The sequence below is a fragment of the Lentzea sp. NPDC036955 genome (genome assembly GCF_055608005.1).
Genome location: NZ_JBVJRC010000001.1, coordinates 739826 through 765696 on the forward strand (window position 1 = coordinate 739826; position 25871 = coordinate 765696).

At 70.8% G+C, this 25871-nt stretch carries 24 protein-coding genes; 12 read left to right on the forward strand and 12 right to left on the reverse strand.

Features of this window, described 5'->3' with window-relative positions:
* Window positions 1-78 precede the first annotated feature (78 nt).
* Window positions 79-759 (forward strand): class I SAM-dependent methyltransferase, encoded by a 681-nt coding sequence (locus tag ACZ7CF_RS03550; RefSeq protein WP_470368709.1) that lies wholly within the window; start codon window positions 79-81, stop codon window positions 757-759.
* On the opposite strand, the gene ACZ7CF_RS03555 is transcribed toward ACZ7CF_RS03550, so the two are convergent.
* From ACZ7CF_RS03555 to ACZ7CF_RS03570, 4 genes are all read right to left on the reverse strand, one after another.
* Window positions 747-2948, reverse strand: a complete 2202-nt coding sequence (locus ACZ7CF_RS03555) for a rhamnogalacturonan lyase family protein (RefSeq protein ID WP_470368710.1) — start codon at window positions 2946-2948, stop codon at window positions 747-749. The two genes, ACZ7CF_RS03550 and ACZ7CF_RS03555, sit on opposite strands and share 13 nt — an antisense overlap.
* Window positions 2949-3106: 158 nt before the next feature.
* Window positions 3107-4327 (reverse strand): extracellular catalytic domain type 2 short-chain-length polyhydroxyalkanoate depolymerase, encoded by a 1221-nt coding sequence (locus ACZ7CF_RS03560; protein WP_360401588.1) that lies wholly within the window; start codon window positions 4325-4327, stop codon window positions 3107-3109.
* 138 nt (window positions 4328-4465) lie between these two features.
* Window positions 4466-5284, reverse strand: a complete 819-nt coding sequence (locus ACZ7CF_RS03565) for an alpha/beta hydrolase (RefSeq protein ID WP_360401585.1) — start codon at window positions 5282-5284, stop codon at window positions 4466-4468.
* Window positions 5281-6270, reverse strand: coding sequence for a hypothetical protein (locus ACZ7CF_RS03570; protein WP_470368711.1), 990 nt, complete (start codon window positions 6268-6270; stop codon window positions 5281-5283). Before ACZ7CF_RS03570 ends, ACZ7CF_RS03565 begins: the two co-directional genes overlap by 4 nt.
* A 65-nt stretch (window positions 6271-6335) precedes the next feature.
* Here ACZ7CF_RS03570 and ACZ7CF_RS03575 point away from each other — a divergent pair, with 65 nt between their 5' ends.
* From ACZ7CF_RS03575 to ACZ7CF_RS03590, 4 genes are all read left to right on the forward strand, one after another.
* A complete protein-coding gene (locus tag ACZ7CF_RS03575) occupies window positions 6336-6809 on the forward strand; it encodes a (2Fe-2S)-binding protein (protein WP_360401579.1) in 474 nt (157 codons plus the stop codon).
* On the forward strand, window positions 6806-8851 hold the full coding sequence (locus ACZ7CF_RS03580) for a xanthine dehydrogenase family protein molybdopterin-binding subunit (protein ID WP_470368712.1): 2046 nt from the start codon (window positions 6806-6808) through the stop codon (window positions 8849-8851). The genes ACZ7CF_RS03575 and ACZ7CF_RS03580 overlap by 4 nt, the downstream gene beginning before the upstream one ends.
* Window positions 8852-8877: 26 nt before the next feature.
* The gene (locus ACZ7CF_RS03585) at window positions 8878-9354 is read left to right on the forward strand and encodes a MarR family winged helix-turn-helix transcriptional regulator (RefSeq protein ID WP_360401573.1); all 477 of its coding nucleotides are present in this window, start codon (window positions 8878-8880) and stop codon (window positions 9352-9354) included.
* Between the two features lie 107 nt (window positions 9355-9461).
* Window positions 9462-10826, forward strand: a complete 1365-nt coding sequence (locus tag ACZ7CF_RS03590; RefSeq protein WP_470368713.1) for an alpha-amylase — start codon at window positions 9462-9464, stop codon at window positions 10824-10826.
* 42 nt (window positions 10827-10868) lie between these two features.
* On the opposite strand, the gene ACZ7CF_RS03595 is transcribed toward ACZ7CF_RS03590, so the two are convergent.
* Window positions 10869-11900, reverse strand: a complete 1032-nt coding sequence (locus tag ACZ7CF_RS03595) for a LacI family DNA-binding transcriptional regulator (protein WP_360401996.1) — start codon at window positions 11898-11900, stop codon at window positions 10869-10871.
* A 234-nt stretch (window positions 11901-12134) separates the two neighbouring features.
* Here ACZ7CF_RS03595 and ACZ7CF_RS03600 point away from each other — a divergent pair, with 234 nt between their 5' ends.
* From ACZ7CF_RS03600 to ACZ7CF_RS03615, 4 genes are read left to right on the forward strand one after another with little or no spacing between them, the layout of a single operon-like run.
* Window positions 12135-13391, forward strand: a complete 1257-nt coding sequence (locus ACZ7CF_RS03600; protein ID WP_360401999.1) for an ABC transporter substrate-binding protein — start codon at window positions 12135-12137, stop codon at window positions 13389-13391.
* Between the two features lie 11 nt (window positions 13392-13402).
* Entirely contained in the window at window positions 13403-14323 is a 921-nt protein-coding gene (locus tag ACZ7CF_RS03605; RefSeq protein ID WP_360402002.1) for a carbohydrate ABC transporter permease, read from the forward strand.
* 4 nt (window positions 14324-14327) lie between these two features.
* A complete protein-coding gene (locus ACZ7CF_RS03610) occupies window positions 14328-15215 on the forward strand; it encodes a carbohydrate ABC transporter permease (protein WP_360402005.1) in 888 nt (295 codons plus the stop codon).
* A 22-nt stretch (window positions 15216-15237) separates the two neighbouring features.
* Window positions 15238-16584, forward strand: a complete 1347-nt coding sequence (locus tag ACZ7CF_RS03615; protein ID WP_470368714.1) for a GH1 family beta-glucosidase — start codon at window positions 15238-15240, stop codon at window positions 16582-16584.
* Window positions 16585-16807: 223 nt separating this feature from the next.
* On the opposite strand, the gene ACZ7CF_RS03620 is transcribed toward ACZ7CF_RS03615, so the two are convergent.
* The gene (locus ACZ7CF_RS03620; RefSeq protein ID WP_470368715.1) at window positions 16808-17773 is read right to left on the reverse strand and encodes an SDR family NAD(P)-dependent oxidoreductase; all 966 of its coding nucleotides are present in this window, start codon (window positions 17771-17773) and stop codon (window positions 16808-16810) included.
* A gap of 59 nt (window positions 17774-17832) precedes the next feature.
* Window positions 17833-18033 (reverse strand): hypothetical protein, encoded by a 201-nt coding sequence (locus ACZ7CF_RS03625; protein WP_360402014.1) that lies wholly within the window; start codon window positions 18031-18033, stop codon window positions 17833-17835.
* A gap of 59 nt (window positions 18034-18092) precedes the next feature.
* On the opposite strand from ACZ7CF_RS03625, the gene ACZ7CF_RS03630 reads away from it, so the two are divergent.
* Window positions 18093-18500: a DUF3592 domain-containing protein gene (locus ACZ7CF_RS03630; protein ID WP_360402017.1), complete on the forward strand. Its 408-nt coding sequence runs from the start codon at window positions 18093-18095 to the stop codon at window positions 18498-18500.
* Between the two features lie 174 nt (window positions 18501-18674).
* Window positions 18675-19931, forward strand: coding sequence for an extracellular catalytic domain type 1 short-chain-length polyhydroxyalkanoate depolymerase (locus ACZ7CF_RS03635; protein WP_458433505.1), 1257 nt, complete (start codon window positions 18675-18677; stop codon window positions 19929-19931).
* Between the two features lie 86 nt (window positions 19932-20017).
* Here ACZ7CF_RS03635 and ACZ7CF_RS03640 read toward each other — a convergent pair whose 3' ends face one another.
* From ACZ7CF_RS03640 to ACZ7CF_RS03655, 4 genes are all read right to left on the reverse strand, one after another.
* Window positions 20018-20674 carry a lytic polysaccharide monooxygenase auxiliary activity family 9 protein gene (locus ACZ7CF_RS03640; protein ID WP_360402023.1) on the reverse strand — a complete coding sequence of 219 codons (657 nt, stop codon included), beginning with the start codon at window positions 20672-20674 and terminating at the stop codon, window positions 20018-20020.
* Between the two features lie 174 nt (window positions 20675-20848).
* On the reverse strand, window positions 20849-21496 hold the full coding sequence (locus ACZ7CF_RS03645; protein WP_470368716.1) for a response regulator: 648 nt from the start codon (window positions 21494-21496) through the stop codon (window positions 20849-20851).
* Entirely contained in the window at window positions 21493-22638 is a 1146-nt protein-coding gene (locus ACZ7CF_RS03650) for a sensor histidine kinase (RefSeq protein ID WP_360402029.1), read from the reverse strand. Before ACZ7CF_RS03650 ends, ACZ7CF_RS03645 begins: the two co-directional genes overlap by 4 nt.
* Entirely contained in the window at window positions 22635-23462 is an 828-nt protein-coding gene (locus ACZ7CF_RS03655; protein ID WP_470368717.1) for a lysostaphin resistance A-like protein, read from the reverse strand. Before ACZ7CF_RS03655 ends, ACZ7CF_RS03650 begins: the two co-directional genes overlap by 4 nt.
* 299 nt (window positions 23463-23761) lie before the next feature.
* On the opposite strand from ACZ7CF_RS03655, the gene ACZ7CF_RS03660 reads away from it, so the two are divergent.
* Entirely contained in the window at window positions 23762-24493 is a 732-nt protein-coding gene (locus ACZ7CF_RS03660) for a D-Ala-D-Ala carboxypeptidase family metallohydrolase (RefSeq protein WP_360402035.1), read from the forward strand.
* Window positions 24494-24805: 312 nt separating this feature from the next.
* Here the strand turns inward: ACZ7CF_RS03660 and ACZ7CF_RS03665 are convergent, their stop codons facing one another.
* Complete coding sequence (locus ACZ7CF_RS03665) at window positions 24806-25732, reverse strand: alpha/beta fold hydrolase (protein WP_360402038.1); 927 nt, start codon at window positions 25730-25732, stop codon at window positions 24806-24808.
* Between the last annotated feature and the right edge of the window lie 139 nt (window positions 25733-25871).

Consider the following 25871-nt stretch of genomic DNA (forward strand, 5'->3'; position numbering starts at 1 on the left):
GATGGAGTTCGACCGACCAAGGCACGGGCGCGGAAATCGACACTCCCGGCGTCGTGTCCGGTTTGCTAGCTTTGCCCGATGAGTCGTGTTGGTCGGCTGCTGCGCACGGGCTACTACACCGCCGGTTACGGGCGGCGGTTCCCCGGCCACGACCGCGTCGAGCGGTTCGTCCGCGACTTCGAGGCGCGGGAGGCCAAGGGGGACACGCCCCGGGAGCGGGCCGCGTGGGACGCGCAGTACGCCAGGGGCGAGTGGGACCACCTGGCGGGGCTGGGCGAGCAGGCGCACTACGCGGTGATCGTCGGGTATGGGACGTTCTTCGCGCCGGGTGGCAGTGTGCTCGACGTCGGGTGCGGTGAAGGGGTGCTGCACAGCCGGTGGCTGCCGCACGGGTACGAGCGGTACGTCGGGCTCGACATCTCCGAGGTGGCCGTGCGGAGGCTGGCGCAGCGGGTGGACGAGCGCACGGAGTTCCGGGCCGCCGACGCGGACACGCACACGCCGGACGGGAAGTTCGACGTGATCGTGTTCAACGAGAGCCTGTACTACCTCACCGATCCGCTGGCGGCGCTCGAACGGTACGAGCGGGCGCTCACGCCCGACGGTGTGGTGATCGTGTCCATGTTCCTGGGCTCCCGCCGGTCCCGCGCCATCCTCGGTGCGGTCCGGCGGGAGCGCCGGGTCGTGGACTCCACGCGCACCACTCAGGGTGCGACGTCGTGGGAATGCCTTGTGCTCAAACCCCTTCAGCCCGCGTAGTGCACGTCCGGCCACGGCGGGGTGGCCATGCCGGCACCGATGTGGAAGCTCGGGTGCGGGGGCTGGTTGTAAGCCGTGTTCTGCCACGCGATGGCGACGCGGTACATCGGGTCGTGCATCAGCGTCGGGATGCGGCGGTCGGTTTGCGCCGGCGTGCTGTAGATGCGGAGCGCGCGGTTGTCGGTCGTGGGCCAGATGACCTCTTCGCGCCAGTCACCGAGGATGTCGCCGGAGAGCGACGGGGTGGACTTGGTGCCGTTGTTGGAGTGCACGTCGGCCGCGGTGAGCAGGCGGGTGTCGGCGGAGGTGCCGTACTTGTCGACGTGCGTGCCGTCGAGGAGCTCGCGGGTGGGGTCACCGTCCCACCACAGCAGGAAGTTCGCCGAGGACGGTTTGCGGCCGACGGCCTGGCCCCTGGTGTCGCGGAGCTGGCTGTCGGCGCTGGACCAGGACTCGGCACCGGGGCTGCCGGGGTGGATGTCGCCGGAGACGCCGCGGCCGTTGTCGCCGGCGGCCGGGGTCTGCCAGAGGACCTGGCCGGTGCGGGCGTCGGCGAACCAGGACGCGGGTTTGCTGGCGTCCTCGGAGACCTTGTAGTACTCGAGGCCGGGGCGGGACGGGTCGAGGTCGCCGAGGTGGGCGGCGTCGCCGTGGCCGAAGCGGGTGTTCCAGAGGCCGCGGCCGGTGTCGTCCACGACCGCCGCGCCGTAGACGATCTCGTCGCGGCCGTCGGCGTCCACGTCGCCGATGGTCAGCGAGTGGTTGCCCTGGCCCGCGTAGGCGGTGTTGCTGTTCGAGTCGAACGTCCAGCGCTTCACGAGCTGGCCGCCGCGGAAGTCCCAGGCGGCGATCACCGAACGGGTGTAGTAGCCGCGGGCCATGATGAGTGACGGGCGGGCACCGTCGAGGTAGGCGGTGCCCGCGAGGAAGCGGTCGACGCGGTTGCCGTAGCTGTCGCCCCACGAGGACACGGTGCCGCGCGGCGGGTCGTAGCTCACGGTGGACACCGCGGCACCGGTGAGGCCGTTGAACATCGTCAGGAACTCGGGGCCGCTCAGCACGTAGCCGTCGCTGTTGCGGTAGTCGGCGGAGGCGTTGCCGATGACCGTGCCGCGGCCGTCACGGGTGCCGTCCGCGGTCTTCATCGCGATCTCGGCACGGCCGTCGCCGTCGTAGTCGTACACCTGGAACTGGGTGTAGTGCGCGCCGGAACGGATGTTGCGGCCCAGGTCGATGCGCCACAACCGGGTGCCGTCGAGGCGGTAGGCGTCGATGAACGTGTTCCCGGTGACGCCGGCCTGCGAGTTGTCCTTCGCGTTGTCCGGGTACCACTTCAGGAAGATCTCGTACCGGCCGTCGCCGTCGGCGTCGCCCACGCTGGCGTCGTTCGCGCTGTACCCGCCGGCCGGCGCGGAGATCGGCACGTCGAGGTAGCCTTGGGCGAACGACAGCGACGCCGGGGACGCGGGTTGCTCCACGCCGCCGGCGACCGCGCGCACGGTGTAGGACGCGCCCGCCGGGCCACCGGCGTCGAGGTAGTTCGTGGACGCCGTGACCGGTGCCGAGGTGAGCCTGGTGCCACCGCGGTACACGTGGAACCCGGTGTCGCGCGCGTCGCCGGCGAGCAGCCGCCAGCTGACCAGGTTGCCGCTGCCCGAACGGACGCTCACGACACCGCGGTCCAGCCGCTCGACCTGCTTGCGGCCGGTGGGGTCACCGGGCTCGGGTGCGGGAGTGGTGGTCGTGGTCGTCGTCGTGGTCGTCGTCGGCCCCACGCCGCCCGTGCACACCACGCCGTTCAAGGAGAACGACTCCGGCGTGCCCACCTCCGAGCCGGACACCGTGCCGTTGAACCCGAACGACGCCGTGCCACCGGTGGGCACAGCGCCGTTCCAGTCCACATCGGACGCCGTTACGCTCGCGCCGGACGCCGTGAACCGCGCGTTCCAGCCCTCGCCGTAGCGCTCGGAACCGGGGAACGTCCACGCCAGGCTCCACCCGGTCACCGGGTCGCCCAGGTTCGTGATCGTCACGTTCGCCGAGAACCCGCCCTGCCACCGGTTCTGCACCACGTAGTCGACTTTGCAGCCGGGGGCCGCCACGGCCAGTCCCGCCGCCGCGACACCCCCTGCCACCACACCGAGAGCCGCCGCCACGGCACCCACGCGCACACCAACGCTGCTGAGCACGTCTTCTCCCTCGAAGTCCGTTTTCTGGGAGCGCTCCCAGAAACCTGCCGTGCTTCATGACAGCACCGGACCGGAGAGGGGTCAAGGGCGGAAACGGGCCAACGCACCGCGCGAACGGCTTCTTTCGGTAAGCGCTTTCCACCCTTCACGGCGACGTGTCAGCACTTCACCCAGTAGTTCGGCGCGCTCTGCCGGACGCTGCTGGTGACGAACGTGTTCCACAGCCCGAGCGCCTGGTTGGAGCCCAGCGCGTAGGTCTGTCCCAGGTTCGCGTAAGCGCGGCCGGCGGTGGTGTGCGCGTAGTTGCTCGCGGTGACGCACTCCGACCCGGGTGACGTGGTGGTGGTCGTGGTCGGCGTCTGCCCGCTGGTCAGCGCCTTCACCATCGCCACGACGGCGGCCATCTGCGGACCGGACTTCAGCGGGTACGACGCGGACTGGTAGCCCCACCAGTCCCAGCACCCCCGCGGGTTGCCGGTCATCGTGGTGGCCTGCGGGTACAGCACGATCATGCGGTTGGTGTCGGCGTACTCGTTGAGGTAGCCCTTGTCCATCAACGCGTTCCCGACGAGCCCGTGGTACTGGTAGCAGCCGTGCAGGGTGACCATCAGCTTGCACGGCCCCGTTTCACACGCCCGCGGCACGTACGCGAACCCGTCACGGCCCAGGCTGATCGCCGCCGCGTTCCCGCCGGGCGCGTACCGGCCCTGGTCGAACTGCACGAGCTTGCCGGTCAGCGACGACGCGGGCGCGGCCACCGACCCGAACAGGTGTCCGAGCATCTCGCGCACCGGGTCCGCGGTGCCGCAGTTGTTGACGTACGGCGAGGCCGTCGAGCCGCAGCTGTTCGGTCCGATCGGGCTGACCCACGCGTGCCCGGCGGCGGAGGTGTTGTCGTACGCCACCCTCGCACCGAAATCGCGGTAGTAGGTGGCCAGGTCGTCGTTCACCGCGCGGGCGACGGTCTGGTCGGCGCTGCCGTGGAACAGCCACACCGGGTCGCCGGACAGGTTCGCGGGCGGGTCGACCGTGCCCGCCGACGCACGGGTCCTGGTCAGCTGTTCCAGCTCGGCGGGCGTCTTGCGCGGCTGGTAGGTGTCCATGCACGCGTTCAGCGCGGTGGTGAGGTTGTTCTGGGCGCAGTCGTAGGGGCCCGCGGAGAAGATGCCCGCGCCCTGGAACACCCCGGAGTAGGCCACGTGCAGCTGGTTGGCCATGAAACCGCCGGACGACAACCCGCTGACGTACGTGCCGGTGACGTCGTAGCGGGCGAGGGTGCCCGGTTGCGGCGCGGGGACCGCCGCCAGCGAGATCGACAGGGACGCGGCGGCCAGGCCGGTGGCCGCCGCGAGTGCCAGGAACACGTTCCCGAGTCGCATGTGTTCGCCTCCGTCGGTGCAGGCAGGGACATGACGACCCCAGTGAAGACCCGGCAGGACGAGCGCACCACGTGCGCGGCCACCACCTCGTGCCGCCGTCCGCCGTGGACCCGCACCATTGCCCCGGCCGGCCGGAGCTCACATGGCGGCGAGCGCAGCCACCGTGGCCGCGACGATCCGGTCCTGCGCCTGGTCCCTCGGCACCGTCGGCGTCCCGTCGCCGGGCTGGTCGCCGTAGTCGCCGAAGAACGCGTGCACGGCGCCCGGCACGACCTCGAACCGGGTGTCCGCCGGCAGCCGCCGCCGCGAGTCGGCGACGTCCTGCGGGGTGGTGAACCCGTCCCGCTCCCCCGAGATCGACCACGCCGTCAGCCCTGTCCGCCCGGACAGGTCGCCGACCGGGTACGACGCCCACAGCACCAGGCCGCGCACCGAGCTGTCGGCGAGCACGTCCCGTCCGGCGGCCACACCGCCCAGCGAGTGCCCGCCGACCGCCCACACCGGCACCTCGGGGTGGGCGGCGCGCACCGGTGCCGTGTCACCGGCCAGCAACGCCATGTTCAGCGGCTCGCGCACGACCACCACGAGGAACCCCTGTGCCGCAACGCGTTTGAGCAACGGCAGGTAGGCGCGGTAGTCGACGCGGGCACCGGGGTGGAACACCAGCCCGGCGCGCACGGCACCGTCCGGCCGCAGCACCGCGGCGTCGTCCTCCACCCGCGTGGCCGCGAACGGCTGCAGGTACACGGCGGGCGCGACCAGCACCACGGCGAGCACCACCACGAGCCACGACGGCACCTTCCGCCACAGCGCGAGCCCGCCGCCCACCACGGCCACCGCGCCGAGCAGCACCGGCTGCGCCGGGTGCCCCGCCGTCAGCGGACCCCAGCCCGCGACCAGGAGCACCAGCGGCACCACCAGGCAGGCGGTCCCGGCCAGCCGCCGCGCCCAGGTCACGACCGGACCAGCGCGGCCGCGCGGACGCCGGCCCAGATCAGCAGCGCCAGCACCCCCACCAGCAGGTACTCGATCAACGGAATCCGCACCACCTCGTCGATCCGGTCGAGCCCGCGCCACGAGTACACCGCGAGCGCCGCCACCACGAACGTCCCGCCGATCCACCAGCGGGTGCGGGCGCTCAACCCTACGCCGTGCATCTGGGTGAGCACGAAGATCGCCACGAACCCGAACAGGAACATCGGCCACACCCCGTCCGGCCCCGAGTTCATCACCGCGACCAGTGTGCCGTGGATCGCGACCATCAGTTCGAGGGTGAGCGTCCACCACCGGTTCGTGTGAGCGCGGCTGAACATCAGGCTGCTCTGCACCAGCAGCAGGAACATGTAGAAGAAGCCGATGAGGTGCCCGCTGGTCGACTCCATCGGGTGGTACCAGAAGGTGTAGATCGCGGCCCAGCTGAACAGGTAGCCGTGGTAGCGGCGGGCGAACGACACCACCTGCGCGGAGATCGGCGCCGACCAGGTGAGCGCCAGGCCGCGGCGGCGGTTCTCCATCAGCAGCACCCAGACCAGCAGCAGCACGACGGAACCCTGCGAGCTGAAGATCGACACGTCCTGCGCCAGGCCGTCGTAGAACAGCTGCGTCTGCACCGCGTGCAGCGCGATGAACCCGCCGTTCGCGGCCAGCGCGATCACGTTGATCCGGTGCAGGCCGTCGGTGTAGCGCCGCACCCTGGTCTGCGCGAAGTGGATGAGCCACCACGACACCAGCTGGTGCGCCGCGTAGCCCAGCCAGGCGGACGCCCTGGTCCAGGAGGTGGGGTCGGGCAGCTTCCAGTAGTACCAGGACGCACCCCGGTCGGGCAGCAGCTCGACCCCGTGCAGCCGCTGACCCAGCAGCCACACCAGGCCCGTGAGCAGCGCACTCGCCGCCACACCCCACACCAGCACCCCTCGGGAGGAGCGCCGCACATCGTTCAGCATGCTGAGCATTATGCACGGTTCGTCGTGATATGTTCAGCGCACTGAGCAACTCGGGAGGCAGCGCGGTGGCCCGATATCTGTTGCGCGTCAACGGTGAACGGCACGAGGTCGACGTCGAGGGTGACACTCCCCTGCTGTGGGTGTTGCGTGACGAACTGGGGTTGACAGGGGTCAAGTACGGGTGCGGGGTCGGTCTGTGCGGCGCCTGCACGTCCCATGTGGACGGTGAGGCGGCACGGCCGTGCGTGCGCACGACCGCCGACAGCACGAGAACGCGGATCACCACCATCGAAGGGCTCTCCCGCGACGGCGACCACCCCGTGCAACGGGCGTGGCGCGAGCTCGACGTCGCCCAGTGCGGCTACTGCCAGCCGGGTCAGGTGATGGCCGCGGCGGCACTGCTCGCGAAGAACCCCGACCCGGACGACGCGGCGATCGAGGAGGCCTTGCGCGACAACGTCTGCCGCTGCGGCAGCTACCCGCGCATCCGCGCGGCGGTGCGCCGGGCGAGCCGGCTCATCCGCGAGGAGGACCGGTGATCAGCAGGCGGACCCTCCTGCGCGGTGCGGGAGCGGGAGCACTCGTCGTGGCGGTGCCGGTGCCGGCACTCGCGCAGGAGAGCTCCGAAGGCGCCACGGGCCTGGTGCCCACCGTCTTCGTGCGACTGGACGACAAAGGCCGGATCACGGCCACGGTGCCACGGCCGGACACGGGCCAAGGCGTACGCACGGTCGTCGCGCTGATGGTCGCCGAAGAGCTCGCGGTCGACGCCGACGACATCACGTTGGAGCAGGCGCACGGCGACACGGAACGGTTCGGCTCGCAGGCCGTGGCGAACTCGTCGTCGGTGCGCCAGCTCGCCACGCCGATCCGCACGGCCGCCGCGACCGCGCGCTGCCTGCTGGTCACGGCCGCGGCGCAGCGCTGGAAGGTGCCGGTCGCCGAGTGCACGGCGAAGGACGGCACCGTGCGCCATCCACGCCGGGGCCGGCTCGCCTACCGGGCCCTCGTCCGCGCCGCCGCCGCACTCGACCCCGCCACGGTGCCGGTCGAGCTCACGCCGCCGGAGGAGTGGCGGCTGCTGGGCAAGACCCGCGGTGGCCGCGTGGACGCCCGCGACATCGTCACCGGTCGCACCCGGTACGGCATCGACGCCCGGCCGGCCGGCGGGTTCGTCGCGGTCGTGCTGCGCCCGCCGTGGCTCGGCGCGGTGCCGGACGCGGTCGACGACACCGCGGCCCGCGCGCTGCCGGGCGTGGTCGACGTGCTGACGCTGACCGCACCCGCCGAGGGCCAGGGCGGTGTGGCGGTCGTGGCGAAGTCGACCCACCAGGCGTTGCGCGGCCGGGACGCGCTGCGGGTCACGTGGCGCGGCGGCACCCCCGCGGCGGACAGCCGCGCGTGGCTCGCCGACCTGGAGGCCGCCCTCCCCGCGCAAAGCCCGATCGACGGCGTGCAGCGCGTCTACCGGATGCCGTTGCTCGCGCACGCGCCGATGGAACCGATGAACGCCACCGCGCACGTCCGCCCGGACGGGCTGACGGTGTGGGCACCGACGCAGGACCCCGGCGGCCTCCGCACGCAGCTGGCCCGCCAGCTCGCGATCCCCGCGACGTCCGTGCGGGTGGAGGCGACGGCGTCCGGCGGCGCGTTCGGGCGGCGCATCGAACCCGACCCCGTGCTGGAGGCCGTGGCCTGCTCGCGGAAGGTGGGTGCGGCCGTGCAGGTGCTGTGGACCCGCGCCGACGACATGCGCAACGACTCCTACCGGCCGATGTCGGTGCACCGGATGACCGCGCTCGTCGGACCCGACGGCCTGCCCACCCGGCGGTCGCACGAGGTCGTGACCTGGCCGTTGACCGTCCTGCCGATGTTCGCCAACCCGGCGCTGATCAAGGCGAGCGGCGACCACTTCCCGTACACCGTGCCCGGTGACATCGCGGTCGGCGTGCGGCCGGCGCCGCTGCGGACCGGGTTCTGGCGCGCGGTCTACGCCGGGCAGTTCCTCTACGCCGAGGAGAACTTCCTCAGCGAGCTCGGCGCGCGGGCCGGTCTCGACCAGATCGCCCTGCGCAGGGCGTTGCTGCCGGCGGGGTCTCGGTTGCACCGGCTGCTCGACACCGTCGCCGAGAGGTCCCGCTGGGCGAAGCCGCCCGCACCGGGCACGGCCCGCGGTGTCGCCTGCCACGAGGACTACGGCTCGGCGATCGCGGTGGTCGCCGTGGCCGAACCGGGGTCGCGCCGGGTGCTGCGCGTGCACGCCGCGGTCGACGTCGGCGTGGTCCTGCACCCGTCCGGTGTGCGGGCGCAGGTCGAGGGGTGCGTGGTCGACGCGGTGTCCACTGTGCTCGGTGCGCAGATCACCGTCCGGGAAGGACGCGTCGTGGAGTCGTCGTTCGGCGACTACCGGTGGGCGCGCATCGGGCAGACACCCGACGTCGACGTCACGATCGTGCAGTCGAACGCCCCGCTGGGCGGTCTGGGCGAGCTGGCCTACCCGCCGGCGGCCGCGGCCGTCTCCGCGGCGCTCGCGGCCGGTGACCCGGTCGCCGGCATGCCGTTCGGGACCGACGTGGGGTGATCGGGCGGGTCTGGGATGATGGGGTCGTGGCCGAGGGAGACGAGCTGGCGGTGGCGCACCGCCCGGACCAGGTGGGCGCGGACGTCGCCTCCTGGCCGACCGGCAGGCTCCTCTCGGTCGCGGCCCGCGTCGTCGAGAAGCGGTTCGACGACTTCCTCGCCGGCCGCGGCCTCACCCACGCCGGGATGATCACGCTGCACCACCTCGCCGACGGGCCGCGCTCGCAGCGCGAGCTGGCCGTGCTGTGCCGGGTCACCGACCAGACGATGAGCCGCACGATCGAGCACCTCGGCCGCGGCGGCCACGTCGTGCGCAGCCAGGACCCCACCGACCGCAGGCGCACGTCGGTGAAGATCACCCCCGCCGGTCGCCGCGCGCTGGCCGCCGCCCGCCGGGAGGAACGCGAGTCCGACGCGCTGCTCGGCGCGGTCGACGACTACGAGCACTTCCGCCGCCAGCTGATCGCCCTGATCGCGGCGGCCACTTCGACCACACAGGACTAGTCCGTGCGCTTCGCGGACGAATTCGCGGAGAAAGTTCTTGCAACGCTTCCCGGTGCACGGGTCGGCCTGGTACGACCATGGGGAACCCCTGCAACCTAGGAGACAACGTGGTTTCCTCGGCTCTTCGCGTCCTGGTCACGGCCGTGCTGGCCGTGACGCTGTTCGCACCGGTGCAAAGTTTTGCGGCACCGCCGGGCAACAGGGACGTCACCGTCACCCTGTTCCAGTGGCCGTTCGCCCGCGTGGCCTCGGAGTGCACGACCGTGCTGGGCCCCAAGGGCTACGGGTACGTGGAGGTGTCCCCCGCCACCGAGCACGTCCAGGGTCCCCAGTGGTGGACCACCTACCAGCCGGTCAGCTACCGCATCGCCGGACGACTCGGCGACGAGAACGCGTTCAGGAACATGATCTCGGCCTGCCACAGCGCGGGCGTCAAGGTCATCGCCGACGCGGTGGTCAACCACATGAGCGCGGGCTCCGGCACCGGCACCGGCGGCACCGGCTACTCGAAGTACAACTACCCCGGCGTGTACAGCGACTGGGACTTCCACTCGTGCCGCTCGCCGATCAGCAACTACCAGGACCGCTCCAACGTCCAGAACTGCGAGCTGGTCGGACTGTCCGACCTGAACACCGGCAGCGACTACGTGCGCGGCGCCATCGCCGGGTACCTCAACCGGCTCATCGCGATGGGCGTGGACGGGTTCCGCATCGACGCGGCCAAGCACATCGCGGCCGCCGACCTGTCCGCGATCAAGTCGAAGCTGACCAACCCGAACGTGTTCTGGGTGCACGAGGTCATCTACGGCGCCGGTGAGGCGGTGCAGCCGGGCGAGTACACCGGGTCCGGTGACGTGGACGAGTTCCGCTACGCCTACGACCTGAAGCGGATCTTCACCAACGAGAACCTGGCCTACCTGCGCACGTTCGGCCAGTCGTGGGGCTTCCTGCCCAGCGGCCAGGCCCGGCCGTTCGTGGACAACTGGGACACCGAGCGCAACGGGTCGACGTTGACCTACAAGGACAACTCGACCTACACACTGGCGAACGTGTTCATGCTGGCGTGGAACTACGGCGCCCCGCAGGTCTACTCCGGCTACGAGTTCAGCGACAAGGACGCGGGCCCGCCCGGTGACTGGGCCTGCTACAACGGCGGCTGGAAGTGCCAGCACGCGTGGACGCAGATCGCGAACATGGTGGCGTTCCGCAACACCGTGGCCGGCACCGACGTGAACAACTGGCAGGACAACGGGTACGACCTGATCGCGTTCGGGCGCGGCAGCAAGGGCTTCGTCGCGATCAACCGGGAGACCTTCGCGGTCACCAGGACGTTCCAGACCGCCCTGCCCGCCGGGAGCTACTGCAACGTGCAGGAGACCGGCTGCGTGCGCGTGACGGTCGACTCGAACGGCCGGTTCACCCACACCCTCGGTGCGGGCACGGCGCTCGCGCTGCACGTCGGCGCGAGGTAGGCCGGGGTGGTGCCCGCCGCGGGAGCCGCGGCGGGCACGACCTCAGGAACCGCAGGACTCCCTGACCACCAGGCGGGTCGGCAGCACCACGGGGTCCTCCCGGCCGGAGCCGGTGATCATCGCGAGGATCGCCTTGGCCGCCGCGACGCCGAACCCCGGCTTGTCCTGGGCGACCGTCGTCAGCGCCGGTTCGACCAGCGCGGCGACCTCGATGTCGTCGAACCCGACGATCGCCAGGTCGTGCGGCACCCGCAGACCGGCGGCGCGGGCGGCGAGCAGAGCGCCGACCGCCATCTCGTCACTGGCCGCGAACACCGCCGTCGGCGGGTCGTCGAGCGCCAGAAGTCGTTGCATCGCAACCGTTCCGCTGGTGCGGTAGAAGTCGCCGGCGACCACGTACTCGTCGCGCGCCGGCAGACCGGCGTCCTGCAACGCCGTGCGGTAGCCCGCGACCCGGTCCCGCGAGGGCTGGTTGCCGGGCGGACCGGTGATCGTGGCGATCCGGGTGTGGCCGAGCCCGGCGAGGTGACCGGTCGCCATCCGCGCGCCACCCGCGTTGTCCGACGTCACGTAGGTCGCCCTGGGACCGTCGACGGCCACGTCCAGCGCCACGCACGGAACACCCGACTGCGCGAAGGCGGCGAACGCCTCGGCGTCGGACCCGCTGTCGATCAGGACCAGCCCGCCGAGGTGGTGGCGGCGGGTCATGTTCACGTAGCCCACCGGGTCCGCGAGCGACGCGCCGACCTCGCGGGCGTCACCGCTGGTCGCGAGCATCAGCAGGTGGTAGCCGTGCGCGCTGAGCGCCGACTTCAGCCCGATCAGCAGGTCCTGCAGGTACGGGTGCCGCCAGCCGGGCCTGCGGTGGTCGGTGTCCCAGACCAGCCCGATCATCGTGGACTGCTTCGTCGACAACGCCCGCGCGGACTCGTTGGGCTGGTACCCGAGCTCCTTCGCGACCCGCAGCACGCGTTCACGCGTGTCCTCGTTGACCGTTCCCGGCTGGTTGAAGACGCGCGACACCGTCGCCACGGACACACCGCAGAGCTGGGCGATCTCACGCCCGGTCGGCATCGTCGGCCTCCGTTTCACCGTAAGCGGTTACATCACCGTACGAGCAGCACTTCTCCTAGTCAAACGGGTGCGGGAGTTGATCTGTTTATCATCTCGTTACTTGACGTACACCGCGTAACCCCGTTGTCATAGGCGCCACACCTCTTCGGCCGGCAGTTCCGCTCAATCGTCGGCCCATCCGCACCGGAACCACTTTTCTCTTCAGCGCGCCCAAAATTCGACGGAGGCCTGTACATGCGCCCCAAAGCACTCGCCCTCGGCTGTGCCGTGCTGGCGACCGCCGTGGTGCTCAGCGGTTGCGGCAGCAGCACCGCGGGCGGTGGCAAGACCAAGCTGTCCATCGGGTTGTTCGGCAACTTCGGTTACGCCGAGCTGCTCAAGGAGTACGCGGCAGCGCACCCGGACGTGGAGATCACCGACCGGACGGCGTCCTACTCCGACCACCACAAGAACCTCGCCGCGCACCTCGCCACCAGCAGTGGCACCGCGGACATCGAGGCCGTGGACACGGGTTACATCAACCAGTTCAAGGCCACGCCGGACAAGTTCGTCGACCTCAACACCAAGGGCGGTGACCAGCTGAAGGACCGCTGGCTGCCGTGGAAGTGGGAGGGCTCGCTGTCCAAGGACGGCAAGCAGATCGGCTACGGCACCGACGTCGGCGGCCTCGCGATCTGCTACCGCCGCGACCTGCTGCAGAACGCCGGGCTTCCCGCCGACCGCGACCAGGTCGCCGCGCTGTGGCCGACCTGGCAGGACTTCATGGCCGCGGGCAAGAGGTTCCAGGAGAAGGCGCCTGAGGGCGTGAAGTGGTTCGACGGCGGGCCGACCGTGCTCAACGCGATCGTCGGCCAGGCGTCGGTGGGCTACTACGACAAGTCCGACAAGATCGTCGTGGGTGAGAACAAAGAAATCAAGGACGCCTGGGACCTCGTCGTCGACGGCGTGAACTCGGGTCTGTCCTCGAAGCTGCTCTTCTCCACCCCCGTCTGGAACACCGGGTTCAAGCAGGGCCAGTTCGCGACCGTGACCTGCCCCGCGTGGCAGATGGCCAAGATCAAGGACCAGGCCGGTCCCGAGGCCGCGGGCAAGTGGGACGTCACGTCCGTTCCCGGCGGTGGCGGCAACTGGGGCGGCTCGTACCTCACGGTGCCGAAGTCGGGCAAGAACGTCGACAAGGCCGTCGAGCTGGCCGCGTGGCTGACCGCGCCCGAGCAGCAGGCGAAGGTGTTCAAGAGCGCCGGGCTGCTGCCGTCGATCCCGAAGCTCTACGACGACCCGTCGATCGTCGACTTCAAGAACCCGTACTTCAACGACGCGCCGATCGGCAAGCTCTTCACCGACGCCGCGAAGAAGCTGAACCCGCAGTACCAGGGCCCGAAGGCCGGTGACATCCAGACCGCCATCGGCAACGCGATGCAACGCGTCGAGCAGGGCAAGCAGAACGGCGAGGAGTCCTGGCGCCAGTTCGTCGGCGACGTCCAGAAGTGACGGGCTGACCCATGACCTCGATGGACCGGACGGCCAGAAGGCACCGGTGGGACACGAAGTTCGCGCCCTACGGGTACGTGGCGCCGTACTTCCTGATCTTCGGTGTCTTCGGGCTGTTCCCCCTGCTCTACACCGTCTGGGTGTCGATGCAGCACCGCAACCTGCTCGACGAGGGCGGCGCGTACGTCGTCTGGTTCGACAACTACGGCAAGCTGCTCGCCGACCCGTACTTCTGGAACTCCATGGGCAACACGCTCAGCCTGTGGCTGCTCACGACCGTGCCGCAGATCCTGTTCGCGTTGTTCATCGCCCAGCTGCTCAACCGCAAGGTCCGCACCCGCACGCTGTTCCGGATGGGCGTGATCCTGCCGAACATCACCTCGGTGGCGGCGGTGACGATCATCTTCGCGCAGCTGTTCGGCCGGGACTTCGGCCTGGTCAACTGGGTGCTGGGGCTGCTGGGCGCCGGTCAGGTCGACTGGCAGGCGGGCACCGCCACCTCGCACATCGCGATCGCGGTGATGGTGGTGTGGCGGTGGACCGGCTACCACGCGCTGATCTTCCTGGCGTCGATGCAGGCGATCCCGTCGTCGCTGTACGAGGCGGCCACGCTGGACGGCGCGAGCGGCCGGCAGCAGTTCTGGCGGATCACGGTGCCGCTGCTGCGGCCGCAGATCATCTTCTCGACGATCATCGCGACCACCGGCAACATGCGCCTGCTCGCCGAGCCGCTGCTGTTCAACCCCGGTGCGGCGGCCGCGACCGGCGGCTCGGACCGGCAGTTCCAGACCGCGGCGCTGTACCTGTACGAGCAGGGTTTCACGAACTACGACTTCGGCTACAGCTCGGCGATCGCGGTCGTGCTGGCCATCGCCACGATCATCGTCGCCGGGATCGGTTACCTGGTGACCAAGCGGATCCGGACGGAGTGACCCCATGACCGCTGTGCTGGAGCGTCCCGCACCGGCGCGCCCCACCGGGCCGTCGGCGCGGGCCCGCCGGCTGGCCCGGCGCGTGGCCGGTCCCTGGACCTACGCCGCGCTGATCGCCGTGCTCGCCGGGTCGGCCTTCCCCGTGTACTGGTCGTTCGTGGTGTCCTCGCAGACACCGGACGCGATCGACAGCGTGCCCCCGGTCCTGGTGCCCGGCGGCCACCTCTTCGAGAACATCGCCCGCGTCTTCGACACCACCGACTTCGCGCTGGCGCTGATGAACTCGATCATCGTCGCCGGCACGGTCACGGTGTCGGTGGTGCTGTTCTCCACGCTGGCCGGGTTCGCGTTCGCCAAGCTGAAGTTCCGCGGCCGCAACGTGTTGCTGCTGCTCATCATCGCCACCCAGGCGATCCCGACCGAGCTCGGCATCATCCCGCTCTACATGATGATGGCCGAGTTCGGCTGGGCGGGCGAGATCCACGCGGTGATCGTGCCGGGCCTGGTGACCGCGTTCGGCGTGTTCTTCATGCGCCAGTACTTCGAGCGCGCGATCCCGAACGAGCTGCTGGAGGCCGGCCGGATGGACGGCTGCCACTCGCTGCGGCTGTTCTGGCACGTCGCGCTGCCCGCGGCCCGCCCGGCGGCGGCGGTGCTGGGGCTGTTCACGTTCATGCAGGCGTGGAACGACTTCTTCTGGCCGCTGGTGGTGCTGGTGCCGGAGAACCCGACGGTGCAGACCGCGCTGTCCACCTTGGCCAGTGGCTACACCACGGACTACACGCTCGTGCTGACCGCCGCCACGATCGGCACGGTCCCCGTGCTGGCCGTGTTCCTGTTGTTCGGCCGCCAGATCGTCGGCGGCATCATGTCGGGCGCCGTCAAGGGCTGACCCCTCGCAGAGGAGACAAGCAGTGAACTTTCCGGCCGGCTTCCGCTGGGGCGTGGCGACCTCGGCCTACCAGATCGAGGGAGCGGCGGCCCTCGACGGCCGTGGTCCGTCCATCTGGGACACCTTCGCCGCGGTACCCGGTGCCGTCGCGAACGGTGACACCGGTGACGTGGCCGCCGACCACTACCACCGGTGGGCAGAGGACGTCCGCCTGCTCGTCGACCTCGGCGTCGACGCGTACCGCTTCTCGGTGTCGTGGTCGCGAATCCTGCCCGAGGGCCGCGGCCGCGTCGAGCAGCGCGGCCTCGACTTCTACCGCAGGCTCGTGGACACGTTGCGGGACAATGGCATCGAGCCGTTCGTCACGCTCTACCACTGGGACCTGCCGCAGGCGCTGGAGGACCGCGGCGGCTGGCGGGTCCGCGACACGGCCCTGCGGTTCGCCGACTACTCGGCGATCGTGCACGACGCGCTCGCGGACGTCGTCAGCAAGTGGACCACGCTGAACGAGCCGTACTGCTCGTCGGTCGTGGGCTACGCGGAGGGCCGGCACGCACCTGGTGCCCGCGAGGGCCACGGCGCCCTCGCCGCCGCCCACCACCTGCTGGTGGGGCACGGTCTGGCGGTGGAGGCCATGCGCACCAACGGCGTGCCCGGCCAGGAGTTCGGCATCGTCCTCAACCAGTCGCCGACCGTGCCGGTGAGCGACTCGCCCGCCGACGTGGCCGCGGCCACCCGGCAGGACGTGCTGCTGCGCCGCCAGTTCACCGACCCGCTCTTCGGCGGCACCTATCCCGAGGAGATGACGTCGATGTACGGCGAGCTCACGGACTTCTCGTTCCGCCACGACGGCGACCTGGCGGTCATCGGGCAGCCGCTGGACTACGTGGGCCTGAACTACTACTACCGGCTGCACGTCGCCGACGCACCGCACCGCGAGCCCGACCCGGCCAAGCGCACCGCGCACGACATCGGCGTCGACACGACCCGGCTGCCGGACGTGCCGCGCACCGGCATGGGCTGGCCGGTCGAACCGGTCGGGATCACGACCGCGCTGAGCGACCTCAGCGCCCGGCACCCGCAGCTGCCGCCGATCTACGTGACGGAGAACGGCTGCGTCTACCCGGACACCGAGGACCTCCAGGACACCGACCGGATCGCGTTCCTGGAGGGCCACATCGCCGCGGCACTGGCCGCCGGCGTGGACCTGCGCGGCTACTTCTGCTGGTCGCTGCTCGACAACTTCGAGTGGGCGCACGGCTACAAGCACCGGTTCGGCCTGGTCCACGTCGACTACGCGACCCAGCAGCGGACCCCGCGCGCCAGCTTCCACTGGTACCGCGACTTCGTCGCACGGGCGCGGGGCTGAGAGCGCCCGGCGGCACACCCCGGCTTCCGGGCTGCGATCACGCGGTACTTCGACGAGGTCGTGGACAGGCTCGCACGCAAGGGGGCCGACGCGCGCAGGTCGTGCTGGAACTGTCGCCGACGCACCCGAGGCGCGGTCAGGTCGTGACCGCGCCGGGGTCCGGTGCCACGCCGGCGCGACGACCTCGGCGGGAGCAACGGCCCGGCCGGGGTCCGGTGAGCCGTCACGGCACGAGGCCGGCGGCGTTCGTGCAGTAGGCCCAGAACGCGGCGATGTCGGCACGCCGTTCGGCCGTGGTCGGCAGGTAGTGCGTGGTCCGCTCGCGCCGGTCGTGCCAGAACCGGCCGGTGCGCGGGACCGGGCTGGTCGCGGCCAGCCACACGACGGTGTCCGCACCCTCCTCCGCGGTGCGCAGCAACGGCCGGGTCAGCCGGTGGAAACCGGGCAGCGAGCTCGCAACCCCCGGTGTGTCGGCCCAGCCGGGGTGCATGCCGTGCACGCCGATGCCGCCGGCCCGGTACCGCTCGGCCAGCACGGGGACGAGCGCGACCTGCATCCGCTTGGTCCGGGCGTACGCGGTGGCGCCGCGGTACTCGCCGTCGCGGTACTCGGGGTCACCCGCGCGCAGCCGCTGGGTGTACATGCCGCCGGAGGACACGAACACGACCCGCGCGTCCGGTGAGGACACCAGCAGCGAGCGGAGCAGCTCGGTCAGCAGCAACGGCCCGAGGACGTGCGTGGCGAGCGTCAGCTCGTGGCCGTCGACGCTGGTGGCGCGCTTCGCCGGCATGGTCCCGGCGTTGTGCACCAGCACGTCCACGCGGTCGAACTCGCCCAGCAGGTCGCTCGCGAACCGGCGCACCGAGGCCAGGCTCGACACGTCGCACAGCCGCACGAAGACCACGGCGCCGGGAACGGCGGCGATGATCTCGTCCCGCGCGGCCCTGCCCTTGACCTCGTCGCGCACCACGAGCACGACCGCGGCGCCGAGGCGGGCGAGCCCGAGCGCGGTGGCCTTGCCCAGTCCCGTCCCCGCACCGGTCACGACGGCGAGCCCGCCGCGCAGCGCACCGGGTTCGGGGTCGGTCGCGGGCCAGCCGGCGCGGCGCAGCCGGTAACCCCACCGCGAGTAGCCGGGGACCACGAGCCGGTCCATCGCGCTGTCGAGCACGCCGGGCAGTCCGCTCACCGGTTCCTCCTCCGCTGCCGTCCCGTGGTGGTTCGGTGCGCGGGGCCCGTCCGGTTCGGTCAGCCGTGGCGCAACGGCTTGCGCGCGGGCTCGGCGAGCACCCGCGACGCCATCCAGGCCAGGCCGTCGACCGTGGCCGCCGGGCCGCCGGTGGGCTGCACGGCGTGGCTGAGCACGGTCCGGGTGAGCACGTCGATGACGACCCCGGCCTGCTCGCCGGTCAGCGCGGGGCGGTAGGCCTCGACCCGTTCCGCGAGCACCGCTGACCGCCTGTCACGTCCGGGGCCGCTCCGGCGATCTTGTGGAGGAAGGAGGCGTCGTGGCGAAGAAGTCGATCACGGCCCGGGCGGTGTCCGGGCTCGTGCTGGCCGGTGCGGTCCTGGGCCTGGTGCTGCTCGTCCAGTCCGCGACCGAGCAGCGGTCGTGGGCCGGCTCGGAGGGCACCGTCCAGGAACGGCTGAAGTCGGGCAAGAGCGTCTCGGTCAAGGTCGAGTACCCGTTGCCCGACGGCACGAGGCAGGTCGCGACGCTGTCGGAGAACGGCCCGGCCCGCAACCCCGGCGACCGCGTGACGGTCCGTTACGACCTGCGCGACGGCCGGGTCGTCAGCGCCGCGCTGGCCGACAACGACCAGGCGCACTGGGTGGTGGGCGGCATGCTCGGGGTCGTGGTCCTCGGGGCGCTGTTCGCGAACCTGGTCGTGTGGGTGCCGCGCCGGCACGCGTGATCCGGGGCACGACTCCTGGAGCGGTCCGACCCCTTGAGCACCACACCGTCCACATCGGACTTGTTCGTCGAACGACGTACCGCATTCGTTGGTCACAATCTTGACGACCGTCACCGATCTGAATACCTTCGGGAACCTCCTGGGAGATCCCGAATCTCTGACCGGAGGTCGACGATGACCACACGTGCCACCACGTTCACAGCGCTCGTCAGCGCCCTGATCGCCACAGCCGCGCTCCTGCTCGCGTCCCCGGCGTCCGCCGCGTCGCTGGTGGAGGTGACCGGTTTCGGCGCCAACCCCGGCGGGATGCGCATGCACGTCTACGTGCCGGACAACCGGCCGGCCAAACCGGCGATCGTCGTCGCGATGCACGGCTGTGGCGGCTCGGGTCCCGGTTTCTACTCCGGCAGCGAGTTCGCCTCGCTCGCCGACCGGTACGGCTACGTCGTGATCTACCCGAGCGCGCAGCAGGAAGCCGGGTTCGGCAAGTGCTTCGACACCTGGTCGGACGCGGCGAAGCGGCGCGGCGGCGGCAGCGACCCGGTGTCGATCGTGTCGATGGTGACCTACGTCCAGCAGCGCTACGGCGGGGACCCGAACCGGGTGTTCGCGACCGGTTCGTCGTCGGGCGGCATGATGACCAACCACATGCTCGCGGTGTACCCGGACGTCTTCAAGGCGGGCGCGGCGTTCATGGGCGTCCCGTTCAACTGCTTCGCCAACGCCGCGGACTACCCGCCCGGCGGCAAGTGCACCAACGGCACCATGAACCGCACGCCGCAGCAGTGGGGTGACGCCGTCCGCCAGGCCTACCCCGGCTACACCGGCCCGCGGCCGAAGATGCAGCTGTGGCACGGAACCGCCGACAACCTCGTGCCGTACTCGTTGCTGCAGGAGGAGGTCGACCAGTGGACCAACGTGTTCGGCCTGAGCCAGACGCCGACGTCCACCGACACGCCGCGACCGGGCTGGAACCGCAGCAGGTTCTCGGACAAGGTCGAGGCGTACAGCATCCAGGGCGCGGGACACAGCCTGCCGTCGGCCGGCATGGCCGCGGTCGCGCTGGAGTTCTTCGGCATCACCGGTGGCAGCGACCCGAACCCGCCGGTGCCGGGACCGTGTGCCGTCAAGGCGAGCGTCACCGCCTGGAACAACGGCCTGACCGAGCGGATCACCATCACCAACACCGGGACCACCGCGGTCAACGGCTGGTCGCTCGCCTTCACGCTGCCCGGTGGTCAGAACATCGCCGGCGGCTGGAACGCCGGCTACTCGCCGACGAGCGGCCAGGTCACGGCGCGCAACGTGAGCCACAACGCCGTGATCGCACCGAACGGGTCCGTCGAGATCGGATTCCAGGCCACCCACAGCGGTGACGCCGCCGCGGCGTCCTCGTTCTCCCTCAACGGTTCCAGCTGCTCGAACGGCTGAGCGGCGCGGTGGCGGAGGAAGGCCCGGATGCGGCCCCGGCGTGCACCGCGCGCCGGGCCGGGCCCCTCCACTCCCGCTGCTGCGGACTAGCCGAAGTTCACGTCACTGCACCACATGTAGGCCTGGTCGAGGTGGGACGCCTGCCAGATGGTGAAGACGACGTGGTGACCCCGGTAGCCGGAGGTCGAGACGTTGAACTTGATGTCCTTCGCCGGGGCGAACCGGCCGGTCTGCGTGATGAAGTCGAGGTTGCCCCAACCCAGGCTCTGCGTGGTCGGGTCGAACCCGTTCTTGCTCACGTAGACGCGGAAGTAGTCGGCGCCGTGGCTCGCCTGGTCGTACAGGTGCATCGTGAAGTTGCTGCTCACGTTGGTGGTCCGCCAGCGGCCGGGCACGTTCAGCGAGTTGTTGCGTGCCAACCCGTTGCTGCACAGTTGCCCGTTCGGGGTGGCGCCCTGGAAGTTGCCTCCGAGCCCGTCCCGCAGCGCGCTCATCCAGTTCCACATGGTGTCGGCGTTGGCCTGGAAGGCCTGCCAGCACATGGGGTCCTGCTGCTGCATCGCGGGGTTGGTGTGCTGGCTGCCCCACGCCTGCCAGCACTGGTAGGCGCGAGTGGCCGGACTGATGATGGTTCCGTGCGCCTGAGCCGACGGGGCCCACAGGAACGTGCTGATCAGCACGCCGATGAGCACGATGGCGCCCCGCCGTCGGGTGACGGAACCGGAGGTGCTGCGCGTACGCATGTATGAGCCTCCATTAACCGGTGGTCGATCAACAGCGGCGGCGGATTGGGAGCGCTCCCAGAGCATTTACCGTACCGATGACTCTGCGAAATCACAAGGAAACACTACGTGATGATCAGTGATTAGCGGACTCGGTGCAGGTCATGGCGGTGGAAAAGTCACCCGGGAAAGGCGCTACGCCACCAGGCCGTGCCGGAACGCGTAGACCACGGCCTGCACCCGGTCGCGGAGGTCGAGCTTGGTGAGGATGCGCGACACGTACGTCTTGACCGTCTCGTGGCTGATCACCAGCGCGCCGGCGATCTCGCTGTTCGACAGGCCGTCCGCGATCAGCCGCAGCACCTCGAGCTCACGCGCGGTCAGCGGGACCTCCCGGGGCCCGCCGACCGGCCGGATCCGTTCGGCGTAGCGGCCGACGAGCTGGCGGGTCACCTCGGGCGCGAGCAGCGCCGCACCGGCCGCGACCGTGCGGATGCCGTGCAGCAGCTGCGCCGGCGGGGCGTCCTTGAGCAGGAACCCGCTGGCGCCGGCCCGCAGCGCCTCGTAGACGTACTCGTCGAGGTTGAACGTCGTCACCACCAGCACCCTGGCCGGGCTGGCCACGCCGGCGCCCGCGAGCAGCCGGGTCGCCTCGATGCCGTCGAGCACGGGCATCCGGACGTCCATCACGACCACGTCCGGGTTCAGCCGCGCGGTCAGGTCGACCGCGGCCCGCCCGTCCCCGCACTCGCCGACCACCTCGAGGTCGGGCTGCGCGTCGATGATCGTCGCGAACCCGGTGCGGATCAACGCCTGGTCGTCGCAGACCAGCACGCGCGTCACGGGCGGACCACCGCCGGAATCCGTGCGGTCACCACGAAACCGCCGTCCCTGCGGCCCGCGCTGAACTCGCCGCCGAGCACGCCGACCCGGTCCCGCAGCCCGGCGAGCCCCCGCCCGCTGCCACCCGGTGCCGCGGCGGCCGGCCCCGCGCCGTCCGTTCCGACCTCCACCACGACCTCGCTCTCACCGTGCCGCACGTGCACCGTCGTCCGGTTGCCGTGCGCGTGCTTCAGGGCGTTGGTCAACGCCTCCTGCACCACCCGGTACGCCACCACCTTCGCGCTGCCCGCCACCGGTGCGCCCTCCTCGACGAACTCCACCGGCTGCCCGGCCTGCCGGGTCTGCTCGACGAGCGCGCCCAGGTCGCCCACCGACGGCGCCCGCACGTCCCCGCCGTGGTCCGGGTTCAGCAGCTCCAGCAGCTGCCGCAGGTCCGCGATCGACCGGCGGCCGGTGTCCGTGATCGCGGTCAGCGCCTGCTCCAGCCGCTCGGGGGCGGCGGTCAGGTACCGCGCCGCCTCCGCCTGCACCACCATCGCCGTCACGTGGTGGGTCACCACGTCGTGCAGCTCGCGCGCGATCCGCGTGCGTTCCGCGACCCGCGTCTCGGCGGCGACGTGCCGCCGCCGTTCCTCCTCCGCGTCCTGCGCCAGCCGCAGCCACGCCCCGATCCCCCACGCCAGGGCGAGCGCCAGGTAGAACGTGACGAATCCGGCGACGCCCTCCTGCGACCCGTCCCGGTCGAGCGCGACCGCCAGCGGCACGTACGCCACCGACACCAGAACCGCTGTGGTGCGCCGGAACCGGCGCAGGTGCAGCCCGGTGCTCAGCAGCGCGATCGGCAGCGCCGTGCCGGCGACGGCGTGGTAGCCGAGGAGCTGGTCGGCGGCGAATCCCACGCACACCAGCGCGAGGCAGATGACCGGCCACCGCCTGCGCACGACCAGCGGCAGGCACTCCACCGCGATCACGACCAGCGCCAGCGCGTCCATCGGCCGGGTCGGCAGGTCACCCAGGTGCGTGCCGCGGTTGTGCAGCGCGGGCACGAAGGAGGCGAGCACCAGCGCCAGTGCCAGCGGGGCGTCCCTGACCGTGACGTCCCAGCGGCGCCACAGGTCCGGGACCCGGCGGAGGCTGATCACGCGGCGAGCGTAGTCGCGGTGACCGCGCGCTGGCGACGGGGCACGAGGTTCCCGCGCCGCTTCGCGAGCCACAGGAACACGACGGTCACCACGACCCCGCCCAGCACCGAGTACGCACTCGCCTCCGGCCCGAAGTCACCGCCGCTGAGCAGGTACGGCCCGGACGTGACGCCGTCCAGCAGCCCCTTCGGCGCGTCCGTGCCGGAGACGCTGGTGCTGAAGATGCCGCCCTGCGCGTAGTTCCAGCCGAAGTGCACCCCGATCGGCACCCACAGGGTGCGCGTGGCGGCGTAGACCGCGGCCAGCATGAACCCGGCCTCCACGGCGATGGCCACCGCACCCCACACGGTGGCGTGCTCGTTGAACAGGTGCGCCGCCCCGAACACCACCCCGGTCAGCACCAGCGAGAGCCACGTCCCGAGCCGCTGCTCGACGATGCGGAACAGCACCCCGCGGAACAGCAGCTCCTCCACGACCACCGCGACCGCCGTGAACCCCAGCAGCGCCACCGCACCCGACGCGGACCCGAACCCGCGCACCTCGTACCCGCCGAGCAGGGCGATGTTCAGGATGACCGCCCCGAACATCCCGAGCCCGATCGCCACTCCCCTGCCCAGCGCCCCCGCCGACCCGGCGAGCGCGACCTCGTCCGCCACCCGGTGTTCGGTCCGCCGCACCACCAGCGCGTACACCCACAGCGCCACCCCGGCCGCCACCAGCCCGAGCACCAGCGTCAACGGCGTGTTCCACCCCGCCAGCCCGACCACCGCGCTCCCGGCGAAAGCGACCAGCGCCACCGCCCCGAACTGCACCAACAGTCGCATGTCCCGTCCCTCACCAGCCGTCCGCGGCCGTCGTGCCGCGACTACCGGGAACGCTAGGGACCCGAGCCCCGCAAATCGTCACCACGCAGTGGACATCCGCAGGTAGCTCGCACGGGGGACAGCCCTCCACAGTGGAGCCTTTGCGCGGTCCCGGCACAGCGCCCCCACCCGTCGGCACGCGCTGCCGCCCGTCCGGCGGTTCCTCCTGACCCAACTAAGAGTTCACTTCGTTGGTCGTTGACAAACCGGACAGGCCCTCGACAGGCTGCACTCCCTGTGATCGAAAGGTAGCGCTTGCCATGAAACTCCGTTTGGTCTTACCGCTGCTCGCACTGCTCCTCGGCGCCGTCACCCCCGCCGTCGCGGCCGCGGCCCCCGTGGAGGCGGCCGACGCCTGCTACACCTGGAACCGCACCCTGTCGCAGGGCGCGTCGGGCGAGGACGTCCGCCAGCTGCAGATCAGGGTCGCCGGCTACCCCGGCTACGGCGCCGTGCTCGGCATCGACGGCCAGTTCGGTCCCGCCACCAAGGCCGCCGTCACCCGCTTCCAGCAGGCCTACGGCCTCGGCGCCGACGGCATCGCCGGCGCGGCCACCTTCTCGAAGATCTACGCCCTGCAGGACAACGACTGCACGCCGGTCAACTTCACCTACGACGAGCTCAACAACTGCAACTCCACCTGGGCCGGCGGCAACGTCTCCGCGGCCACCGCCAAGGCCAACGCCCTGGTCTCCATGTGGAAGCTGCAGGCCATGCGCCACGCCATGGGCGACCGCCCCATCGACGTGAACGGCGGCTTCCGCAGCGTCTCCTGCAACAACGCCGTCGGCGGCGCCTCGGGCAGCCGCCACCTCTACGGCGACGCCGTGGACCTCGGCGCCGGCCCGCAGGGCTTCTGCGCCCTCGCCAAGCAGGCCCGCAACCACGGCTTCAACGAGATCCTCGGCCCCGGCTACACCGGCCACAACGACCACGTGCACGTCGCGCACAAGTCGAGCCGCTTCTGGTCCGCACCGAGCTGCGGCATCTGATCCTCCCGGTCGCGTGGTGGTCAGCGAGCTGATCACCACGCGACCGGCCGTCATCACCACCGCCTTCACGCGCCGTGGTGCCCGACGGCAGTCCTGATCATGCACCACACAGTGAGAGCGGTGGTCACGGACAGCGATACCCCCTGATCCAGTACGTGTGATTTGCTCACGACGAGTACCTTTCTCACCAACCGCGGCGCCGTATCCGCACCGTCGCGCCCACCAGCCTGGTGGTGACCACGATCGACGAGGTGCGGCACCGCGCCGAGCTGTGACCGGACACCGACCCGCACGCGCGGAAACGGTCCCCCGTCACACCGCGTCGAGACGGCACAGGAAGCGGCGGATCACCGGGACGGCCTGCTCGAAATGCGTCTCGAGCAGCCAATGGCCGCCGTCCGTGAGCACCAGCTCCGCCTCCGGGATGTCGCGCAGGTAGGCGCGTGCGGATTCCTCGGGCATGTAGCCGTCCTTCGGCCCCCAGACGATGAGCGTCCGCGGCTGGTGTTCGCGCAAATAGGCCTGATAACGCGGAAACCATTCAAGGTTGTCCTTCAAGCCCTCCATCAGCTTCCGCATGATGTCCCGCCGCTGCGGCGTGTTCATCAACGGCCAGTGGAGCTTCCACAGTTCCGGTGGTATCCGCGCGGCCTGGTCAGCAGGAACCTCGCCGACGAACTCGTCGCGGAAACCCTCTTCGCACACCGCTTCTTCGAGCGCCGCGCGGTTGCTGTCCGACGGATCGCGCCAGTACTCCCGGAGTTGCTCGTACTTGGGTCCGAGCGTGTCCTCGTAGATGTCGCCGTTCTGGATGATGAGGGCGGTCACGCGGTCAGGACGCCGGATGGCCAGCCGCAGGCCGATCTGCGAACCGTAGTCGTGCAGGTACAGGGCATACCGGTCAAGGCCCAGCTCATCGCAGAAGGCTTCGAGGAAGCCCGCGTAAGCGTCGAAGTCGAAGCCGAAGGAATCAGCCGGTGGCGTGTCGCTCAGGCCGAAGCCGGGGTAGTCCGGGGCCACCAGGCGCCACCGGTCCGCCAGTGCCGGCATGAGCCGCCGGTACTGGTACGACGAACACGGATAGCCGTGCGGGAGCAACAGCACAGGCGCGTCACTCGGGCCTGCTTCGCGGTAGAAGACCTGCATTCCCCCGACGTCGACGAAGCGGTGAGCTGTCGCGTTCGCGTCGGCGGTCAGCGGAGAAGCGCCTTGCGCTGGCGTGGAACTGCGCTGGGTCATGCAGCCATGCTGCCCAACGAACCGGACGACCGCAGCTCAAGCGGTCACCGTGAGCCCGGCGGTGACGCCCGCGGGCCGTGCTCGTGGACCGTTCGGCTGGTCACAGGCGCGGCCGGCCGTGAAAAGGCGGTGACCGCAC